This window comes from Mycobacterium sp. (genome assembly GCF_019247635.1).
Taxonomy (GTDB): Bacteria; Actinomycetota; Actinomycetes; order Mycobacteriales; family Mycobacteriaceae; genus Mycobacterium.
In genome coordinates, this window is sequence record NZ_JAFBAR010000004.1 from 64,281 (window position 1) to 83,368 (window position 19,088).

A 19,088-nucleotide genomic window follows, 5' to 3' on the forward strand; every position below is an offset into this window, starting at 1 on the left:
CACCTTCGGTAACAAGCAAACCCGGCCGTCGCCCCCGAGTGCGACACGTGGACATTAATGGTGCGCGGGCGCGAATGTCGGGATTTCACTGAAAGTTTCGTGTCGTGTCCCGCGTCCACTGCCCAGCGTCACCGCCGGGGCGGACCGTCCTAGTGCGTCTTGCGAAAGACCAGCCAGCGCAGTTCGATGGGGCTCTGATCACGCTTGACGGGAAACACGTCGATCCCGCTGACCCAATCCGCGTACCAGCTGGTGGGCGGCCAGGCTCCTGCGGGCAGGTGGGCCTGCTCGTAGTCGTAGACGGAGTCGTCAGAAACGAGGTCGAGCGGCAGTCCTGCTGCCGCAGTTGACATCTCATGCCGGGTAAAGATACTCGTATATTGTTGCTGGCCGAACTCGCGGGCGGCCTCGTCGGGTGCATAACCACCGCACGGCAGAAACGCGTTGAACACCAGACGTGCACCGGGAGCCAGGCACCGCGCGGCGAGTTGAAACACTCCGCGCAACTGCTGCGTGGTCCGGAAATCCGACACCACCTCGGAGAGCACGATGAGCTGATAGTCCCGGCGCAGGTCATCCGTCGTCGCAAAGACGTCACGCGTAATGACTTGGACGTCAAGCGATTCCCGTTCGGCGTCGGCACGGATCATGTCGGCGAACTTCGGGGTCATCTCGACCACGTCGACCGGATGCCCGCGCCGGGCCAACACCAGGGCGTTACGACCGGTTCCCGCCCCGATTTCGAGGACCCGACAAGTCGACGGGTCGGTCGCCTCGTTGGCTAGCGTCCATACGCGCGCATCGGGTTCGGTGCCGAACAGCGGCGGCTCACGGGTTTCGAACCAATTCTCGTAGGCCTCGGACACGGTGAACCAGCGGGCGTTGACCTGGTAGTGCAAGGTCGAGCCGATGGGCGCGGTGTAGGAAATCACGATGGTCGAACGCGGGGACGCCGCGTAGGCCTGTGCCAGTTGGCCTTCGAGCACCGTCCTGACGTGGGCCAGTTCGTCGTCGGAAAACTTGCGTCCCACCGCCGCAAAGAGGGTGTCGCACATTGCCACGTATTCGTCGATCATCGCCGGCACGGCGGGCAGCGAGATCTCACCGGAGACCACCGAACGGCTGTAGAACCGCCGGGTCATGGAATCTGTGAGCGTCTCCGCTGTTTCGGCCGGTGCCGGCGGCAAATCGTCCACAAGAGACCTTGTACACGACGTGACCGCCGTCACGCCAGCGGGCCGCCGGGGAGCCGCGGTCACGTTAGCGTGACGCTGGCGAGACAGGGCTCCAGTAAGCTGGCCAACCATGCAAAAGCGGCTGCGCAGGCTGGGCGTAATGGGTGGGACGTTCGATCCCATCCACTACGGCCACCTGGTTGCTGCCAGCGAAGTGGCGGACCTGTTCAAGCTCGACGAAGTCGTCTTCGTGCCCAGCGGTCAATCGTGGCAAAAGAGCCGACACGTCTCCGCCGCCGAGGACCGGTACCTGATGACGGTGATCGCCACCGCGTCAAACCCACGCTTCTCGGTCAGCCGGGTGGACGTCGACCGCGGCGGTCCCACCTACACCAAGGACACGCTGCGGGATCTGCACGCGCTGAACCCGGGCTCAGAGCTGTACTTCATCACCGGCGCCGACGCGCTGGCCTCCATCCTGTCGTGGCAAAGCTGGGCGGAGCTCTTCGAGCTGGCGCGGTTCGTCGGGGTCAGCAGGCCCGGGTACGAGCTGCGCGACGAGCACATCACCGGCGTCGTGGACGAGCTGCCCGAGGAAGCGTTGACCCTGGTCGAGATCCCCGCGTTGGCGATTTCGTCCACCGATTGCCGTCGGCGCGCCGAACAGCGCCGCCCGCTGTGGTATTTGATGCCCGACGGCGTCGTGCAGTACGTCTCCAAGCGGCGCCTGTACCGGACACCCGAGGCGCCGCGTCCGGCCCCGCAGAACGCGGAGAACAACGCGTGACCGCGACTCAGGAAGCTATCGACATGGCGAGCGTGGCCGCGGCCGCCGCCGCCGCCAAGCTGGCCGACGACGTTATCGTCATCGACGTGTCGGGGCAGCTGGTCATCACCGACTGCTTCGTTATCGCCTCGGCGTCCAACGAGCGTCAGGTCAACGCCATCGTCGACGAGGTCGAGGAGAAGATGCGCGAGGCGGGCTACAAGCCCGCACGCCGTGAGGGTGCGCGGGAAGGACGTTGGACGCTGCTCGACTACCGCGACATCGTCGTGCACATCCAGCATCAGGACGACCGCAACTTCTATGCCCTGGACCGCTTGTGGAGCGATTGCCCGGTGTTATCCGTAGATGCGTCAGAGAAACGCGGACACTCATGACCATCCGCCGTCTGGTGATGCTGCGGCACGGACAGACCGACTTCAACCTCGGCAGCCGGATGCAGGGACAGCTGGACACCGAGCTGAGCGAACTGGGCCGCGCGCAGGCGGTCGCCGCCGCCGAGGTGCTGGGCAAGCTGCAGCCGCTGCTGATCGTGTCGTCGGATCTGCGGCGCGCCTATGACACGGCGGTCAAACTGGGGGAGACGACCGGGCTGCAGGTGTTCGTGGACAACCGGTTACGCGAGACGCACCTCGGTGACTGGCAGGGCATGACGCATGCCGAGATCGACGCGGAGGCCCCGGGCGCGCGGCTGGCCTGGCGCGAGGATGCGACGTGGGCCCCGCACGGCGGGGAGAGCCGGGTCGACGTCGCCGCCCGCAGTGTGCCGCTGGTCGCCGAGCTGGTGTCCCGTGAGCCCGAATGGGGTGGTGCCGGCGAGCCGGACCGGCCGGTGGTGCTGGTGGCGCACGGCGGCCTGATCGCCGCGTTATCGGCCGCGTTGCTAAGGCTGCCGGTGGACAACTGGCCGATTCTGGGTGGCATGGGCAATTGCAGCTGGGTGCAGTTGAGCGGTCATTCGGACGAAGGCGCGAGCTTTGCTGCCGTCCGGTGGCGGCTGGACGTGTGGAACGCTTCGGCACAGGTGTCCAACGATGTCCTCTGAAAAGCGGGAGTCCTCTGAAAAGCGACCGACGCTCCTGGTCTTCGCGGACTCGCTAGCCTACTACGGGCCCACCGGTGGGCTGCCCGCCGACGATCCGCGCATCTGGCCCAACATCGTTGCTGCCCAGCTGGATTGGGATCTGGAGTTGATCGGCCGCATCGGCTGGACCTGCCGGGACGTCTGGTGGGCGGCCACCCAGGACCCGCGGGCCTGGGCGGTGCTACCGCGCGCGGGCGCGGTGATCTTCGCCACCAGCGGCATGGATTCGCTGCCGTCTGTGTGGCCGACCGCGCTGCGAGAGTTGATCCGCTACGTGCGCCCGCCGTGGCTGCGGCGGTGGGTGCGTGACGGCTACGGTTGGCTGCAGCCACGGCTTTCACCGGTAGCCAGGTCCGCACTGCCGCCGCATCTGACCGTCGACTATCTCGAACAGACTCGTGGCGCAATCGATTTCAATCGGCCGGGCATACCCATCGTCGCGTCGCTGCCGTCGGTGCACATCGCCCAGACCTATGGCAAGGCACACCACGGCAGGGCGGGGACGGCGGCGGCGATCACCGATTGGGCTCAGCGGCAGAACATTCCGTTGGTTGATCTCAAAGCGGCTGTCGGCGAACAGGTTATGAGCGGGAAGGGCAATCCCGACGGTATCCACTGGAATTTCGAGGCACACCAGGCGGTTGCGGAACTGATGCTCAAAGCGCTGGCCGAATCGGGTGTGTCGAACGAGAAAACTGACGGCTGAGCCATGTCCGTCGTGGTGGTGACCGATGCGTCGTCGCGCCTTCCGGCAGACCTGCGGCAAAGTTGGGCGATACGCGAGGTTCCGCTGCACATCCTGCTGGACGGTGCCGATCTGCGCGACGGTGTGGACGAGATTCCCGACGACATCTACAAACGCCATGCCACCACCGCCGCGGCCACGCCGGCGGAGTTACACGACGCCTATCAGCGGGCGCTTACCGACGGTGGCGGTGACGGTGTTGTGGCCGTGCACATTTCGTCGGGCTTGTCGGGAACCTACGGCCTGGCACAACGAGCCGCGGCTGAAGTCGGCCCGGCCGTCCGGGTTGTCGACTCCAAGTCGGCGGCCATGGGCACCGGCTTTGTCGCGCTGGCCGCCGCGCGCGCCGCGGCCGCGGGGGGTGCGGTGGACGCCGTCGAGAGCGCCGCGAGGTGCGCGGTGGGCCGCGGTCACGCCTTCATCGTGGTGCACAGGTTGGACAACCTGCGCCGCAGTGGCCGCATCGGCGGCGCCCAGGCCTGGCTGGGCACCGCGCTGGCGCTCAAGCCGTTGTTGCGCATCGACGACGGCAAACTCGTTCTGGCGCAACGTGTTCGCACGGTGGGCAACGCGACCGCGGCGATGATCGACCGGGTCTGCGAGGTCGTCGGCGAGGGAGCGGCCGCGCTGGCGGTGCACCACGTCGCCAACCCGGACGGCGCTGGCGAGGTGGCCGCGGCACTGGCCCAACGGCTACCAGCGTGCCAGCCGGCGATCGTCACCGACCTGGGGCCGGTGCTCGCGCTGCACGTCGGCGCCGGGGCCGTCGCGGTGTGTCTGGACGTCGCGCCTCGGGCGTGACTGTGGTCATGCTCGGCCGCGAAAGCGACTGTGGCGTCACGCTCGCGGGGCAGCGGACGCCGGCGCGACCGCCGGTGCCGCTTGCGCCGGCGCCAGTTTGGGACGACCGTTGTCGCCGCGGGGGTGCACAACTTGCGGCCACCAGAACCAGCGGCCCAACAACGTGGCAATCGACGGCATCAGCAGCGTGCGCACGATCAGCGTGTCCAGCAGCAGACCAATGCACACGGTGGAGCCGAACTGGCCCAACACCGTCAGCTCACTGCCCAGCATGGACGCCATGGTGAAGGCGAACACCAGACCTGCGGCCGTCACCACCCCGCCGGTGCCGGCCATCGATCGGATGGTGCCCGTCTTGAGCCCGGCATGGATCTCTTCCCTGAACCTGGAGACCAGCAGCAGGTTGTAGTCAGATCCCACGGCCAACAGGATGATGACGGACAACGCCATCACGATCCAGTGGATCCTGAAGTGGAACATGTCCTGCCAAATGAGTACGGACAGCCCAAAGGATGCCGCGATGGAGCTGGCCGCGGTACCGACGATCACCAGGGCCGCGACCGCGCTCCGGGTCAGCAGCAGCATGATCATGAAGATCAGCGTCAACGACGCGATCACCGCGATCATGAGGTCGTATTTTTCGCCGTCGGCCATGTCCTTGAAGGTCGCGGCGGTCCCCCCCAGATACACCTTGGCGTCCGCCAGGGAGGACTGCTTCAGACCCTCCTGCGCGGCCGTCCGTTCGGCGTCAACCCGCGAAATCCCTTCCGGCGTCATCGGATCACCCTGATGGGTGATGAAGAAACGCGCCGACTTGCCGTCCGGCGACAAGAACATCCTCAGCCCCGTTTGGAAGTCTGGATTCTGAAATGCCTCCGGCGGCAGGTAGAACATGTCGTCGTTCTGCGACTGGTCGAAGCTCTGCCCCATGACGATCGCGGTGTTGCTCAAGGCATCCATCTGGTCGAGCATCGCCGAGAAGGTGGCCTGCATCGTCAGCGTCAGGCCCTTGGTGGTCTTCATCGTCTCGATCATCGGCGGGATCAACACCAGCATCTCGTGGGTCGCATTGGCGGTGCGTTTGATGTCGCCGGACAGGACATGGAACTTCTCGGCCAGCTGGTCGAACCCGTCGATCGTGTCGAAAATGGATCGCAGCGAGAAACAGATGGGGATGTCGTAGCAGTGCTTTTCCCAATAGAAATAGGACCTGATCGGCCGCCACATATCTTCGAAATCCGCGATGTGGTCTCGCAATTGGTCGGTGATCTCCGATGTCTCCGCCGTGGTCCGCGCGCTGTCGTCAGCAGCGTTGGCAAGATTCTGCGTCACCGCGTACATGCGCTGCATGGTGTCGATCATGAACTGCATCTCGTCGGCCATCTTGGTGATGTCGGCCATCCGGTCTTTTAAAAACTTCATGTTCTGCATGGTCGTCTGGCTCTGCATGCTGTTCTGAAAAGGTATGGAGCTGTGCTGAATTGGGATACCCAACGGCCGGGTGATGTCCTGGATCATGGCGATACCCACAACGCGGATGACGTTCTTGGCGACCTTGTCCAACACCAACATGTCGGCCGTATTTCGCATGTCGTGGTCGGCCTCGATCATCAGCATGTCCGGATTCATCCGGGCCTGGGAGAAATGCCGGTCCGCGGCGGCTTGCCCCTGGTTCGACGGCGCCGAGGTGGGCAGGTAGTAGCGGTCATTGTAACTGGTGTGGTAACTGGGCAGCGCCACCATGCCGATGAGGACCACCGCGGCGCTGATCGCCAGAATCGGTGCGGGCCAACGCACTACCGCAGTGCCGACCCGCCCCCATAGGCGACCCCGTTTGGCCGCCCGCTTGGATTCGAACAGGCCGACCTTACTGCCCAGGAAGACGATCGCGGGGCCCAGCGTCAGCCCGGCCAGCACGACGACCAGCATGCCGATGGCGACGGGTGCGCCCATGGTGTTGAACCACGGCAGTCGCGCAAAGCTCAGGCAGTAGGTCGCGCCGGCGATGGTCAGACCCGAGCCCAGCACCACTGGCGCCACCCCGCGAAAAGTGGTGTAGTAGGCGGTTTCTCGGTCCTCCCCGGACAGTCGCGCTTCCTGATATCGGCCGACAAGGAAGATGCCGTAGTCGGTGCCTGCCGCGATCGCCAGCATGGTGAGGATGTTCGCGGCGAACGTGGTGAGCCCGAATGCGTTGTTATACGCCAAGACCGCGACGACTCCACGCGCGCACGCCAACGCGATGAGGGTCATGAACAACTGGATCAGTGTCGTGGAGATGGAGCGGTAGACCAGGAACAGCATGATCGCGATCGCCGCGAGCGTGAACAGTGTGATCTTGGCCAGGCTCGCGTTGCCGATCACGTGCATGTCGTCGCTGAGCGCGGCCGGACCGGTGACGTAGACCTTGAGCCCGGCCGGCGGGGGGTTCCTATCGATGACCTTGCGGACCGCCTCGACCGAATCGTTCGCCTGGGTGGTGCCCTGATTACCGGCCAGGTTCAACATCACGTAGGCGCCCTTGCCGTCGGCGCTCTGGGCGCCCGCCGCGGTCAACCGGTCACCCCAGAAGTCCTGGATGTGCTGGATGTGGTTATGGTCCTGCTGCAGTTGGCGAATCAGGTTGTCGTAGTAGTGATGCGCCTCGTTACCCAGGGCGGCCTGGCTTTCCAGCACGATCATGATCGTGCTGTTGGAATCGAATTCCTTGAAGTTGTGCCCGAGCTGCATCATCGCCTTCATCGACGGTGCGTCCAGCGGGGCCATCGGCGCCGAGTGCGCCTCGCCGACCACCTCCAGCCGAGGCACGGCGACATTCACCACGACCGTGATCAGCACCCAGCCCAGGATGATCGGCACCGCGAAGAGGCGGATCATGTGCGGGATGAAGGGCCGATGTGGGTGGCGAGTGCGCACCGGCGACGTCGGGTCCGAAGCGTCCTGGACTTTGACCGGGCCGGTAGCCGCGTCGGTTGCGTCGTCGAGGTCGCTCATGCGGACTTCACCAGGCAGAAGGTCTGCGGGTTGACGCCGTCGGACTGTCGCTCCTCGCGGACTACACCGTCCACGGTGATCCGACAGCTGATCTGACTACCGTCGCCCTGCACCATGATGTTGGCACTCACCGAGGGCAGCGTTGTGGAAACCGTCTGCGACCAGGGCAGCGGGACCGCGTTGATCTGGTGCGTGTTGGCGTCCGCGTCCCAGTAGTTGATATTCGCCGTGGACCCGGGAGGTCCGTACACGTCGTAGACGACGACCTTGGGGTTGAACTGCACGATCTTGATGCCGGCGCCGGCGTTGGCGTTGAGATCCTGTGCGCCGAAGATCTTGTGCAGTCTCGACACGACCAGTGCCGACACGGCGAGCACAACGATCAAGACCAGCGGTATCCACGCCCGTTTGAGCCCGCGGGTGACGCGACCCGAAATGCTCATCTCACCGCCTCCCGCGAATACCACGAATATCCAGGCACCGATCTGGGGTTGCAACGTCCAATCGGAGAGCTTGCTTCCTTCGCCACTGCGCTGAATCGACAGAAATATTTGGTCGGCTAAATATATTAATCCTTAGTGCACGCACCCGTTCCTCGGGTCCGGCAAGGCGGCGCGAGACATGGGGGTCTAGGGCGTGGAGTGGGTAAAGCGGCCGGTGACCGGTGGCAGATCGGCCAACGTGACGATGCCGGGCCGGGCGGCCACTACCGCCGGCACCGCGTTGGTGACCGGCATCGCGGTGTAGATCATGCCCAGCCCCATGAACCCGGGCTCGGTCCAGTCCTTGGGCGGCAGACAGTGCAGCACGGTGCGCATGTTGGGCAGACCGAACACCTGGATCACGTGGCCGTGTTCGAGTGGCTTGGGTGGGACGACGTGGTTACCCATGGTCCAGTTGAAGCCGACGCTGACCACGTTGCGATCGCCGACCCAACCGCGGTGATAGCCGAGAACGCCGCCGACGGTGCCGGCGGGAATCTTCATGAAGCCAAGGTCGGAATCGCCGGTGGCGGGGGTGAACGTGACGTCGAACGTCAGCCTGTCCAGGTGCGCCCCGATCGCGTCGGCCATCATCGCCGCCGACTCGGCGAAGACTTCACTTTCCCGCCGGACGCTTTCGGCCAGCCCCGGGGTGTCGGGGTCTCGGGAAAAGCCCATCGCCGTCTGGGTTTCGGCCGACTCGTAGGTCGAGCAGTCCACCGATTCGGTGATGCGGATCTCGTCGACCTTTTCGCAGGAGGCGCTGAGCACCATGCCGACCATGTTCGTCATGCCCGGGTGTGCGCCGCTGCCGAAGATCGTCGAGCCGCCACGCTCGCAGGCGTCCAGAATGCGCTGGCGGTCCTGCGGCGTCTGCTTGCCCCCGGTGATCCAGGCGGCGCTCGAGCACACGTTGATTCCCGACTCCAGCAGCCGCACCAACTCATCGACGTTGGGCCACAACGGGTTATAGCAACACGCGTCGGGCCGCAGCGCGAGCAGCGCATCGATGTCGTTGGTGGCCTGGACGCCGGTGGACTCAGGCCAACCCGCGAGTTCCGCGGCGTCGACACCGACCTTGTCCTGGCCGTGGGCGTACACCCCAACCAGTTCCATGTCGGGCCGGCCAATGATGGCGTGCAGCGATCGCCGCCCGATGTTTCCGGTGGTCCACTGGATCACCCGCAATGACCGGTTTGCGCTGTCGGCGCGCTCAGACTGCTTGGCCATGTGTTAGAGGTGCACCAAGTCGTAGTCGCTGAGATGGTCGATCAGCACCCCGAGGTGATCCTGCGCGGAGCCCAGCGTGTGTTCGATCGCGGTTAGGCGGGCCGCGTAGTGGCCGACCGGGTATTCGGCGGTCATCCCGATGCCGCCGTGCAGTTGGATCGCCTCCTGCCCGATGTGCCGGGCCGCCCGCCCGATCTGCAGCTTGGCCCGCGACGCGATCACCGGATCGAGGTTGCCGTCGGCGATCGATATCGCGGCGTAGAGGTTCATGCTGCGGGCCAATTCCAGCGAGATGTACATGTCGGCGGCGCGCTGAGTGAGCGCCTGGAATTTGTTGAGGGTGACGCCAAACTGCTTGCGCGTCTTGAGGTAATCGGTGGTCAGCCGCAGCGCTTCCTCCATCGCGCCAACCGCTTCGGAGCACAGCGCCGACTGGATCCGGACTATGGCGGAGCCGATGGCCTCGGAAGCATCAGTCGCAGCGTCGCCAAGCGGTTCGGCGGGCGCGTTGTCCAGGTCGATCTGGGCGCCGCGCTGACCGTCGAACGTCGCGTACGGCTGCCGTGTGACGGCATCGGCGTCGACCAGAAACAACCCGTTGCCGCCGTCCTGCAAGGCCGCGGTGACCACCAACGTCTGGGCGCCGTCACCGGCGAGCACCGGGTTCTTCCGCCCGCTCAGGGTCCACGAATTCCCTTGCTGCACAGCCTGAGTGGTGAGTTCGGTGAACGGCGTGCGCCGACCGGGCTCCTGGTGGGCGAACGCCAGCAGCCGTTGGCCGGCCGCCACCTCGTCGAGCAGCTCTTTCTGCGCGTCGCTGCCGTGTTCGGCGATCAGTCCGCCCGGTGCCAGCGCGGCATGGATGACCGGCTCGGGCGCCAGCCGGCGCCCAATTTCGGTGAGTACCACCATGATCTCGATCTGACCAGATTCCTCCGGGTCGAACCCGAGTCCAAGGATCCCGATGTCGGCCAGCTGGCTCCAGACCTCGCGGTTCCAGCCGAGGTCGCTGTCGATCGCCTTGTTGCGGGACTCCGCGTCATAGCTGCGGGATAGCAGGTCGCGGGTGGTGTCGCGGAGCAGGCCCTGCTCATCGCTCAACTGAAAGTCCATGATTGCCTCACAATCCGAGAATGGTGGACGCAATGATGTTGCGCTGCACCTCGTTGGTGCCGCCGTAGATCGATGTCTTGCGGTAGTTGAGATAGAGGGGGGCGCTGTATTGCGCCCACTCCGGTGACGCGATCCCGTCGCCGCCCACCGGCAGTGCGTCGGGGCCGGCGACCTCGACGAGCAGCTCGGTGGCGAGCTGCTGCAGTTGGCTGCCGCGCAGCTTGAGCACCGACGACGCCGGGTTGGGCTTTCCCTTCGACGAACCCGAAACCACCCGTGCCTGCGTGAGTTCCAGTGCCAGTATGTCGTTCTCGGCCTCGGCCAGCCGCGCCGCGAACAGCGGATCGTCGAGCACTCCGGTCTGCGCCGCATGTCGCTTCACCTGGGAGAGACGCACTTTGGTGCGGCCCACCTGGGCGATGCCCGTGCGTTCGTTGCCCAGCAGGAATTTGGCGTAGGTCCAACCTTGATTCTCTTGTCCGACAAGCTGGTTGGCGGGCACCCGAACGTCGGAGAAGAACACCTCGTTCACCTCGCGGCCCCCGTCGATGGTTTTGATCGGTCGTAGCGTGATGCCCGGCGTCTCCATGTCCATGAGCAGAAACGAGATTCCGGCCTGGCGCTTGGGCGCCTGCGGATCGGTGCGCACCAGGCAGAAGATCCAGTCCGCGTACTGGCCGAGGGTTGTCCAGGTTTTCTGGCCGTTGACGACGTAGCTGTCGCCGTCGCGGATCGCGGTGGTGCGTATCGAGGCGAGGTCGGAGCCGGCTTCGGGCTCCGAGAAGCCCTGGCACCACCAGATGTCCATGCTCGCCGTCGGCGGCAGGAACCGCTCCTTGATCTCCTGCGACCCGAACTCGGCGATCACCGGGCCGACCATCTTGGTGTTGAAGTTCAGCGGCTCGACGACGGATGCCAGTTGCATCTCGTCGGTCCAGATCTGGAACTGGGTGGGTGTCCAGTCCTTGCCGCCCCACTCGACGGGCCAGTTGGGCACCGCGAGCCCGTGCTCATGCAGGATTTTGTGGCTGGTGACGATGTGGTCGCGGGTGAGCGACCTGCCCTGGCGCACCCGCGCACGGATCTCTTCCGGAATCTTCGTGGTCAACAACGCGCGAAGCTCGTCTCGGAAGGCGGCTTCGTCGGCTGTGAGCGCCAGCTTCATTGCGGCCTCCTGATGTCCCTGGTCGTGCGCGACGGTTCCATCTTGACCCATCCGACGGAGTCGTTGTGCACAGCCTCGGGTTAATCCACAACCCGGTGCGATCCGGCCTTCGGTCGCGGCCATCGTGGCGGTCGTCGCACCTACGGTCGGCGCATGCGAACAGAACTTCCCGTCCAGCGACTACACCGACGGCTCGGCGGTGACCCGGACCCTGACTCGCCGGAGCAGCCGGAGGGAGACGACCACGACGACCCGAACTCGTTGCTGCCGACCTGGCTGCCCGACGAGTCACCCGGTAGGGGGTGGCTTGCCAGGGTGCGCGCCGACCCCGGCCGCGCCGGTGCCATCGCGCTGGCCGTGGTCGCCGCCCTGGCGGTGCTGATCACCATCTTTACCTTGGTGCGCGATCACCCAGCGCCGGTGATGTCGGCCAAACTGCCTCCGGTAGAACGGGTTTCGGGGACTTCATCCGCCGGTCCGCGCTCCTCGGCGAGCGCGGGGCCCGCGCAGCCGGTGGTGGTCAGCGTGGTCGGCCTGGTGCACACGCCGGGGCTGGTCACCCTGGCGCCCGGCGCACGGATCGCCGATGCCCTGCACGCCGCCGGCGGGGCCATCGAAGGTGCCGACACTATCGGTTTGAACATGGCCCGCCCGGTGGCCGACGGCGAGCAGATCGTGGTCGGTCTTGCTCCGCCCCCAGGCCAGCCGACGACGCTGGGCAGCTCGGTGGGCCCGGGCACGCCGCCGGCGGCCGGACCGGCGGGCACCAGCACGTCCCCGGGCAAGCCCAAGGCTGCTGAGGTCCTCGACCTCAACAGCGCGACCGTCGAGCAACTGGACGGACTGCCCGGGGTGGGGCCGGTCACCGCTGCGGCGATCGTGGCGTGGCGGCAGCACAACGGCAAGTTCACCAGCGTCGACCAGCTCGCCGATGTCGACGGTATAGGCCCGGCGCGGCTGGAGAAGCTGCGCGCCCTCGTCCGTGTCTGATAGCGGTGAGCCAACCCGGCTCCGATTCGACGGCGCACCTCCAGCTGTTAGACCTGCGCCTGGTTCCGGCGGCTTTGACCAGCTGGCTCGTGACGGCCGCCGGGATGGTGTGGCCGGTCGGCAGGGCTCTCGCTTGGTGCTGCGTAGCTTTGGCCGTGGGCGGCGTGCTGTGGCGAGTGGGTCGCGGAAGCGGCACGCCCGGGGTGCAAGCGATCTGCTCCGGCCTGTTGGCCGTCGGCGTGGTGGGTGCGGGCTTCGGGTTTGCGATCGCGTTGCGCACCGACGCGGTCGGTCGCCACCCCATCACCGCGGTGTTCGGGACCGCGGCGCCGGTGACGGTCACCCCCACCGAGAGCGCGCTGTCGCTGGGGCGGGGCCGGCTGATGTTCCGCGCCACCCTGCAGCGCTTGGGCGACGACGAGATCGGCGGCCGGGTAGTGGTTTTCGCGCGAGCGTCCGATTCTGGGCAGGACTTCGGTTCGGTGATGGTCGGCCAGCCGGTGCGGTTCACCGCACGCATCACCCGTCCGACGCGCCACGACCTGACGGTCGCGGTGCTCAACGCCACGGGGCGCCCGACCATGGGCCGGGCCGGCCCGGTGCAGCGGGCGGCTCACACCGTCCGCGTCCGGTTCGCCGCCGCTACCCACCGGGCTTTACGCACGGATCAGGCCGCGATGTTGCCCGCCCTGGTACTCGGTGACACCTCGGCCGTGACCGCCACGACCACCGGAGAATTTCGCGCGGCGGGCATGACGCATCTGACAGCGGTGTCGGGCGCCAACGTCACGATCGTGTGTGGGGCGGTGCTGTTTTCGGCCCGGTTGATCGGGCCGCGCTGGGCCGTTGCGCTCGCCGCCTTGGCGTTGGTGGCGTTCGTCATCGTCGTGCAACCGACGGCCAGTGTGTTGCGGGCGGCCGTGATGGGCGCGATCGCGCTGGCCGGGATGCTGTCTTCGCGTCGGCGGCAAGCGATTCCGGCGCTATCCGCCACGGTGCTGGTGTTGATCGTGCTAGCTCCGCAGTTGGCCGTCGACATCGGCTTCGCGTTGTCCGTGTTGGCGACGGCCGCGCTGGTCGTGATCGCGCCGGTCTGGTCGCGCCGGCTGGTCGTGCGTGGCTGGCCCAAGCCGCTCGCGGATGCGGTCGCGGTGGCGTGGGCCGCGCACGTGGTGACGGCCCCGCTGGTTGCGGCCATTTCGGGCCGCTTCAGCCTGGTGGCCGTGGCCGCCAACCTCGCGGTGGCTCCTCTGATCGCACCGATCACCGTGCTGGGCAGCGCGGCCGCGGTGCTGTGCGCGTTCTTGCCCGGCGCCGCGCAACTGCTGATCCGGTTCACCGGGCCCGAAGTGTGGTGGGTGCTGAGCGTGGCGCACCAAGCGGCCGGCGTCCCCGCGGCGACCGTTCCCGTTCCCTCGGGCGTGCCCGGCGTGCTGCTGGTCGGCGGCGTCACGGCGCTGGTCGTCGTGCTGTGGCGGTGGCGCTGGTTCCGCATGCCGGCTGGCTGGGGGGCGGCGTTGGCCGGCGTCGGTCTGCTGGCCTGGTGGGTGTCCGGTCTCGTCGGCGCCTCGTGACACCATCGGGGGGTGAGCGAGGTTTCGCCGTTGCATCTGGTGTTGGGGGACGAGGAGCTGCTGGTCGAGCGGGCGGTGGCCGACCTGCTGAAATCGGCCCGCCAGCGCGCCGGCTCGGGCGCCGACGATGTCCCCGTCAATCGCATGCGAGCCGGCGATGTCACCACCTTTGAGCTGGCCGAACTGCTGAGTCCGTCGCTGTTCGCCGACGAGCGGATCGTCGTGCTCGAGGCCGCCGATGAGGCGGGCAAGGACGCGGCGGCGCTGATTGCTACGGCGGCCGCCGACATCCCGTCGGGCACGGCGCTGGTGGTGGTGCACTCCGGCGGCGGGCGGGCCAAAGCACTGGCCAACGAGCTGCGCTCGCTGGGCGCCGTCGTGCACCCGTGCGCGCGGATCGCCAAGGCCGGCGAGCGCGCCGACTTCGTCCGCGGGGAGTTCCGCGCGTTGCGGGTCAAGGTGGACCAGGAGACCGTGACCGCCCTGATCGACGCGGTGGGTTCCGACATCCGCGAACTCGCTGCGGCGTGTTCACAGCTGGTCGCCGACACCGGCGGTCAGGTCGAGGCCGCCGCGGTGCGGCGCTATCACAGCGGCAAGGCCGAGGTGAAGGGCTTCGATATCGCCGACAAGGCGGTAACGGGCGACGTCGCGGGGGCCGCGGAGGCGTTGCGGTGGGCCATGATGCGCGGCGAGCCGCTCGTGGTGCTGGCCGATGCGCTGGCCGAAGCCGTGCACGCCATCGGTCGGGTCGGGCCGCTGTCGGGGGACCCCTATCGTCTGGCCGGGCAGTTGGGGATGCCGCCATGGCGCGTGCAGAAAGCCCAGAAACAGGCCCGGCGGTGGACGCGGGACACGGTGGCCACCGCCATGCGGGTGGTGGCAACGCTGAACGCGAACGTCAAAGGGGCCGTCGCCGACGCCGATTACGCGCTGGAATCAGCGGTCAGGAAGATCGCCGAGCTGGCGGAACGGGGCCGTTAGCCTCAGAGTTTGTTGAGCGCCCGGGCCAGGGCCGACTTCTTGTTCGCCGCCTGGTTCTTGTGGATCACGCCCTTGCTGGCCGCCTTGTCCAGCTTGCGGTTGGTCGAAACCAGCAGCTCCGCGGCCTTCTCCTTGTCGCCGGAGTGGGCGGCCTCGCGGAACGCGCGCACGGCGGTGCGCAGCGAGGACTTCACCGACTTGTTGCGCAGCCGGGCGCGCTCGTTGGTGAGGTTGCGCTTCTGCTGCGACTTGATGTTGGCCACGCGTTTGGTTCCCCGTCTAGTTACTGAGTTGGTCCGGATATGCCAGGGGGCTTGCCGCCTGTAGCGAGTGTCCAGGTTAGCAGTCGGTTACGTTTTCCCCCAAAAGGGCAACTCTCGGTCTGCTGTGCCGTCAACTTTGAGAGAGCATGTCAGACGTGAGCCTTGCAAACTCGGTCGAAGAAGCCAAGCGGCGGTCGCGTTCGCGCTCCGAGCGCATCTTCGAGGGATACCGCACCTCGGACAGCTATTCCATGGCGTTCGACGAGATGTTCGACGCGCATGGCAACGTCCGCGGTCCTTACCGGGGCATCTATGCCGAACTCGCGCCCTCCGACGCGTCAGAGCTCAAGGGCCGCGCCGAGGCGCTGGGGCGCGCGTTCATCGACCAGGGCATCACCTTTTCGCTGTCGGGGCAGGAGCGTCCGTTTCCGCTTGACCTGGTGCCGCGGGTGATCTCGGCCCCCGAGTGGAGCCGACTGGAGCGCGGCATCACCCAGCGCGTCAAGGCGCTCGAGATGTACCTCGACGACATCTACGGTGATCAGGAGATCCTGCGCGACGGCGTGATCCCGCGCCGGCTGGTGACCTCCTGCGAGCACTTCCACCGCGAGGCGATGGGGATCGTGCCGCCCAACGGGGTGCGCATCCACGTGGCCGGGATTGACCTGATTCGCGACGATCGGGGCGACTTTCGGGTCCTCGAGGACAATCTGCGCTCGCCGTCGGGCGTCTCCTACGTCATGGAGAACCGGCGCACGATGGCGCGGGTCTTCCCCAACCTGTTCGCCACCCACCGGGTGCGCACGGTCGACGACTACTCCTCGCACCTGCTGCGCGCGCTGCGCAACTCGGCCGCCACCAACGAGGCGGACCCGACGGTGGTGGTGCTGACCCCGGGCGTCTACAACGCGGCCTATTTCGAGCATTCGTTGCTGGCCCGGCAGATGGGCGTGGAGCTGGTGGAGGGCCGCGACCTGTTCTGCCGCGACAACCAGGTGTACATGCGCACCACCGAGGGTGAGCGCCAGGTCGACGTCATTTATCGGCGCATCGACGACACTTTCCTGGACCCGCTGCAGTTTCGGGCCGACTCGGTGCTCGGCGTGGCGGGTCTGGTCAACGCCGCGCGCGCCGGCAACGTCGTCATCTCCAGCTCGATCGGCAACGGCGTGGGCGACGACAAGCTCGTCTACACCTACGTGCCGACCATCATCGAGTACTACCTCCGCGAGAAACCGCTGCTCGCTAACGTGGACACCTTCCGGTGCTGGCTGGACGACGAGCGCGAGGAGGTGCTGGACCGGATCCGCGAGTTGGTGATCAAGCCGGTCGAGGGCTCCGGCGGCTACGGCATCGTGTTCGGCCCCGAGGCCTCCGAGAAGGAACTCGCGGCGATCAGCGAAAAGATCCGCGACGACCCACGCAGCTGGATCGCCCAGCCCATGATGGAGCTGTCCACCGTGCCGACCCGGATCGACAAGTCGCTCTCGCCCCGCTACGTCGACCTGCGCCCGTTCGCGGTCAACGACGGCAACGACGTGTGGGTGCTGCCGGGGGGGCTAACCCGGGTGGCGCTGGTCGAGGGCTCCCGGGTGGTCAATTCCAGTCAGGGCGGCGGCTCCAAGGACACCTGGGTGCTGGCATCGCGCACCTCGGTCGCCGCCCGCGAGCTGGGTGCGGCGGAGGTAGTGCGTTCGCTGCCTAAGCGCAAGCCCCCCGGTGACGCGGCGGTCGACGGTTCGCGGCCGACGCAGCAACAGCCGCAGCTGGGGCAGCACACCCAGGAACAAGAACAGCAACAGCAACAGCAGAAGGCCATCGACTGATGCTTGCCCGTAACGCCGAAGCGCTGTACTGGATCGGTCGCTACGTCGAGCGCGCCGACGACACCGCGCGGATCCTGGACGTCGCCGTGCACCAACTGCTCGAAGAGTCCAGCGTCGATCCCGACCAAGCCTCCCGCCTCCTGTTGCGGGTGCTGGGCATCGAGCCCCCCGACCATGAGCTTGATGTGTGGTCGCTCACCGACCTGGTGGCCTTCAGCACCAACACCGAGGGCGGCTCGTCGATCGTCGACGCGATCTCGGCAGCGCGGGAAAACGCAAGGTCGGCCCGCGAAGTCACCTCCAGCGAGACCTGGGAGTGCATCAACACCACCTACCACGCACTGCCGGAGCGCGAGCGCGCCGCCAAACGCCTTGGGCCCCATGAATTTTTGTCGTTCATCGAGGGCCGGGCGGCGATGTTCGCCGGCCTGGCCGACTCGACGCTCTCCCGCGACGACGGATACCGGTTCATGGTGCTGGGCCGTGCGATCGAGCGGGTCGACATGACGGTGCGATTGCTGTTGTCCAGAGTGGGCGACAGCGCGTCGTCACCCGCCTGGGTGACGCTTCTGCGCTCGGCCGGCGCGCACGACACGTATCTGCGCACCTACCGCGGAACCATGGACGCGGGCCGGGTAGTCGAGTTCATGCTGTTGGACCGGCTTTTCCCGCGCTCGGTTTTCTATTCGCTGAGGCTGGCCGAACACAACCTCGAGGAATTACTGCACAATCCGCAGAGCCGGATCGGGGCCACCACCGAGGCGCAACGGTTGCTGGGCCAGGCCCGCAGCGAGCTCGAATTCGTCCAACCCGGTGTGCTGCTCGAGTCGCTGGAGAACCGGCTGGCGGGCCTGCAGCAAACCTGCAGCGATGTCGGAGAAGCGTTGGCGCTGCAGTACTTCCACGCCACCCCCTGGGTGGCGTGGACGGATGCGGGGGAGCGCGGCGAACTGGTCACGCGACAGGCGGAATCCTGATGTGGCGGCTGCGCGTGGTGCACACCACCGGATACGCCTACGAGTGCCCGGTGACAGCCTCCTACAACGAGGCCCGGCTCACGCCACGGTCTGATCCGCGACAGAACGTCGTCCTGAACCGGGTGGAGACCATTCCGGCCACCCGGTCCTACCGCTATGACGACTACTGGGGCACCGCGGTGACGGCCTTCGACCTGCACGCCCCGCATACCGACCTCACCGTCACGTCCGCGTCGGTCGTCGAGACGGAGCGACCAGAGCCGCCCGCAACCAAGGTCACCTGGACGGATTTGCAGTCGGCGGCGGTCATCGACCGGTTCGACGAGGTGCTGCGCCCGACGCGTTACACCCCGACCAGCAAACGCGTTTCGGCGGTCGGCGAGCGGATCATGAAGTACAACGAACCCGGCGATGCCGTCGTGGCCGCGGCGCGGTGGGCACGCAGCGAGCTCGACTACATCCCGGGCACCACCGGTGTGCACTCCTCCGGGTTGGACGCTCTCGAGTCCGGCAGGGGTGTTTGCCAGGACTTTGCGCACCTGACGCTGATCCTGTTGCGCAACATGGGAATTCCCGGCCGCTACGTGTCAGGGTATCTGCACCCCAAACGCGAGGCCGCCGTCGGAAAGACCGTCGACGGCCGCAGCCACGCGTGGATCCAGGCCTGGACCGGCAGCTGGTGGAACTACGACCCCACCAACGACACCGAGATCACCGAGCAATACGTCAGCGTGGGTGTCGGTCGCGACTACAACGACGTGTCCCCGCTAAAAGGCATCTACTCCGGGCAGGGTTCGACCGACCTGGACGTCGTCGTGGAGATCACCCGCCTGGCTTAGGGAGCCCGGCGCGCGCCGATCGTCACCGTGCCTTTTGGGTGGCGGCTTTCCCGCCGAGCAAC

The 19,088-nt window shown here is 66.7% G+C and carries 18 protein-coding genes; 11 read left to right on the top strand and 7 right to left on the bottom strand.

The window, feature by feature from the left end; all coding sequences use genetic code 11:
- Window positions 1-149: 149 nt before the first annotated feature.
- Complete coding sequence (locus JO236_RS00455) at window positions 150-1,196, bottom strand: class I SAM-dependent methyltransferase (RefSeq protein WP_416362120.1); 1,047 nt, start codon at window positions 1,194-1,196, stop codon at window positions 150-152.
- Window positions 1,197-1,305: 109 nt separating this feature from the next.
- Here JO236_RS00455 and nadD point away from each other — a divergent pair, with 109 nt between their 5' ends.
- From nadD to JO236_RS00480, 5 genes are read left to right on the top strand one after another with little or no spacing between them, the layout of a single operon-like run.
- Window positions 1,306-1,962 (top strand): nicotinate-nucleotide adenylyltransferase, encoded by a 657-nt coding sequence (gene nadD / locus JO236_RS00460; protein ID WP_293323189.1) that lies wholly within the window; start codon window positions 1,306-1,308, stop codon window positions 1,960-1,962.
- Window positions 1,959-2,336, top strand: coding sequence for a ribosome silencing factor (gene rsfS / locus JO236_RS00465; protein WP_293323191.1), 378 nt, complete (start codon window positions 1,959-1,961; stop codon window positions 2,334-2,336). The genes nadD and rsfS overlap by 4 nt, the downstream gene beginning before the upstream one ends.
- The gene (gpgP, locus tag JO236_RS00470; RefSeq protein WP_293323193.1) at window positions 2,333-3,004 is read left to right on the top strand and encodes a glucosyl-3-phosphoglycerate phosphatase; all 672 of its coding nucleotides are present in this window, start codon (window positions 2,333-2,335) and stop codon (window positions 3,002-3,004) included. The genes rsfS and gpgP overlap by 4 nt, the downstream gene beginning before the upstream one ends.
- Entirely contained in the window at window positions 2,994-3,749 is a 756-nt protein-coding gene (gene octT / locus JO236_RS00475) for a diglucosylglycerate octanoyltransferase (protein WP_293323196.1), read from the top strand. Before gpgP ends, octT begins: the two co-directional genes overlap by 11 nt.
- A 3-nt stretch (window positions 3,750-3,752) precedes the next feature.
- Window positions 3,753-4,589, top strand: coding sequence for a DegV family protein (locus JO236_RS00480; RefSeq protein ID WP_293323198.1), 837 nt, complete (start codon window positions 3,753-3,755; stop codon window positions 4,587-4,589).
- Window positions 4,590-4,625: 36 nt separating this feature from the next.
- Here the strand turns inward: JO236_RS00480 and JO236_RS00485 are convergent, their stop codons facing one another.
- From JO236_RS00485 to JO236_RS00505, 5 genes are all read right to left on the bottom strand, one after another.
- Complete coding sequence (locus tag JO236_RS00485) at window positions 4,626-7,583, bottom strand: RND family transporter (protein ID WP_416362121.1); 2,958 nt, start codon at window positions 7,581-7,583, stop codon at window positions 4,626-4,628.
- Window positions 7,580-8,026, bottom strand: a complete 447-nt coding sequence (locus tag JO236_RS00490; RefSeq protein WP_293323201.1) for an MmpS family transport accessory protein — start codon at window positions 8,024-8,026, stop codon at window positions 7,580-7,582. The genes JO236_RS00485 and JO236_RS00490 overlap by 4 nt, the downstream gene beginning before the upstream one ends.
- Before the next feature lie 186 nt (window positions 8,027-8,212).
- Window positions 8,213-9,295: a dihydrodipicolinate reductase gene (locus JO236_RS00495; protein WP_293323204.1), complete on the bottom strand. Its 1,083-nt coding sequence runs from the start codon at window positions 9,293-9,295 to the stop codon at window positions 8,213-8,215.
- 3 nt (window positions 9,296-9,298) lie between these two features.
- Window positions 9,299-10,408 (bottom strand): acyl-CoA dehydrogenase family protein, encoded by a 1,110-nt coding sequence (locus JO236_RS00500; RefSeq protein ID WP_293323206.1) that lies wholly within the window; start codon window positions 10,406-10,408, stop codon window positions 9,299-9,301.
- A gap of 7 nt (window positions 10,409-10,415) precedes the next feature.
- Window positions 10,416-11,573, bottom strand: coding sequence for an acyl-CoA dehydrogenase family protein (locus JO236_RS00505; protein ID WP_293323352.1), 1,158 nt, complete (start codon window positions 11,571-11,573; stop codon window positions 10,416-10,418).
- 153 nt (window positions 11,574-11,726) lie between these two features.
- On the opposite strand from JO236_RS00505, the gene JO236_RS00510 reads away from it, so the two are divergent.
- From JO236_RS00510 to holA, 3 genes are all read left to right on the top strand, one after another.
- Window positions 11,727-12,563, top strand: a complete 837-nt coding sequence (locus JO236_RS00510) for a ComEA family DNA-binding protein (protein ID WP_293323209.1) — start codon at window positions 11,727-11,729, stop codon at window positions 12,561-12,563.
- 104 nt (window positions 12,564-12,667) lie between these two features.
- Entirely contained in the window at window positions 12,668-14,137 is a 1,470-nt protein-coding gene (locus JO236_RS00515) for a ComEC/Rec2 family competence protein (RefSeq protein ID WP_293323355.1), read from the top strand.
- Between the two features lie 30 nt (window positions 14,138-14,167).
- Entirely contained in the window at window positions 14,168-15,121 is a 954-nt protein-coding gene (gene holA / locus JO236_RS00520; RefSeq protein ID WP_293323358.1) for a DNA polymerase III subunit delta, read from the top strand.
- A 2-nt stretch (window positions 15,122-15,123) separates the two neighbouring features.
- On the opposite strand, the gene rpsT is transcribed toward holA, so the two are convergent.
- On the bottom strand, window positions 15,124-15,384 hold the full coding sequence (gene rpsT / locus JO236_RS00525) for a 30S ribosomal protein S20 (protein ID WP_293323212.1): 261 nt from the start codon (window positions 15,382-15,384) through the stop codon (window positions 15,124-15,126).
- Window positions 15,385-15,530: 146 nt separating this feature from the next.
- Between rpsT and JO236_RS00530 the strand changes: the two genes are divergently transcribed.
- From JO236_RS00530 to JO236_RS00540, 3 genes are read left to right on the top strand one after another with little or no spacing between them, the layout of a single operon-like run.
- Window positions 15,531-17,210 (top strand): circularly permuted type 2 ATP-grasp protein, encoded by a 1,680-nt coding sequence (locus tag JO236_RS00530; RefSeq protein WP_293323216.1) that lies wholly within the window; start codon window positions 15,531-15,533, stop codon window positions 17,208-17,210.
- Window positions 17,210-18,187: an alpha-E domain-containing protein gene (locus tag JO236_RS00535; protein ID WP_293323218.1), complete on the top strand. Its 978-nt coding sequence runs from the start codon at window positions 17,210-17,212 to the stop codon at window positions 18,185-18,187. The genes JO236_RS00530 and JO236_RS00535 overlap by 1 nt, the downstream gene beginning before the upstream one ends.
- On the top strand, window positions 18,187-19,026 hold the full coding sequence (locus JO236_RS00540) for a transglutaminase family protein (protein ID WP_293323219.1): 840 nt from the start codon (window positions 18,187-18,189) through the stop codon (window positions 19,024-19,026). The genes JO236_RS00535 and JO236_RS00540 overlap by 1 nt, the downstream gene beginning before the upstream one ends.
- Window positions 19,027-19,088: the final 62 nt, after the last annotated feature.

Excerpts from the sequence above, each read along its gene's own strand:
- nadD (WP_293323189.1), top strand. The coding sequence starts at position 1,306 with ATGCAAAAGCGGCTGCGCAGGCTGGGCGTAATGGGTGGGACGTTCGAT.
- gpgP (WP_293323193.1), top strand. The coding sequence starts at position 2,333 with ATGACCATCCGCCGTCTGGTGATGCTGCGGCACGGACAGACCGACTTC.
- octT (WP_293323196.1), top strand. The coding sequence starts at position 2,994 with ATGTCCTCTGAAAAGCGGGAGTCCTCTGAAAAGCGACCGACGCTCCTG.
- JO236_RS00480 (WP_293323198.1), top strand. The coding sequence starts at position 3,753 with ATGTCCGTCGTGGTGGTGACCGATGCGTCGTCGCGCCTTCCGGCAGAC.
- JO236_RS00485 (WP_416362121.1), bottom strand. The coding sequence starts at position 7,583 with ATGAGCGACCTCGACGACGCAACCGACGCGGCTACCGGCCCGGTCAAA.
- JO236_RS00490 (WP_293323201.1), bottom strand. The coding sequence starts at position 8,026 with ATGAGCATTTCGGGTCGCGTCACCCGCGGGCTCAAACGGGCGTGGATA.
- JO236_RS00495 (WP_293323204.1), bottom strand. The coding sequence starts at position 9,295 with ATGGCCAAGCAGTCTGAGCGCGCCGACAGCGCAAACCGGTCATTGCGG.
- JO236_RS00500 (WP_293323206.1), bottom strand. The coding sequence starts at position 10,408 with ATGGACTTTCAGTTGAGCGATGAGCAGGGCCTGCTCCGCGACACCACC.
- JO236_RS00505 (WP_293323352.1), bottom strand. The coding sequence starts at position 11,573 with ATGAAGCTGGCGCTCACAGCCGACGAAGCCGCCTTCCGAGACGAGCTT.
- JO236_RS00510 (WP_293323209.1), top strand. The coding sequence starts at position 11,727 with ATGCGAACAGAACTTCCCGTCCAGCGACTACACCGACGGCTCGGCGGT.
- JO236_RS00515 (WP_293323355.1), top strand. The coding sequence starts at position 12,668 with ATGGTGTGGCCGGTCGGCAGGGCTCTCGCTTGGTGCTGCGTAGCTTTG.
- JO236_RS00530 (WP_293323216.1), top strand. The coding sequence starts at position 15,531 with ATGTCAGACGTGAGCCTTGCAAACTCGGTCGAAGAAGCCAAGCGGCGG.
- JO236_RS00535 (WP_293323218.1), top strand. The coding sequence starts at position 17,210 with ATGCTTGCCCGTAACGCCGAAGCGCTGTACTGGATCGGTCGCTACGTC.
- JO236_RS00540 (WP_293323219.1), top strand. The coding sequence starts at position 18,187 with ATGTGGCGGCTGCGCGTGGTGCACACCACCGGATACGCCTACGAGTGC.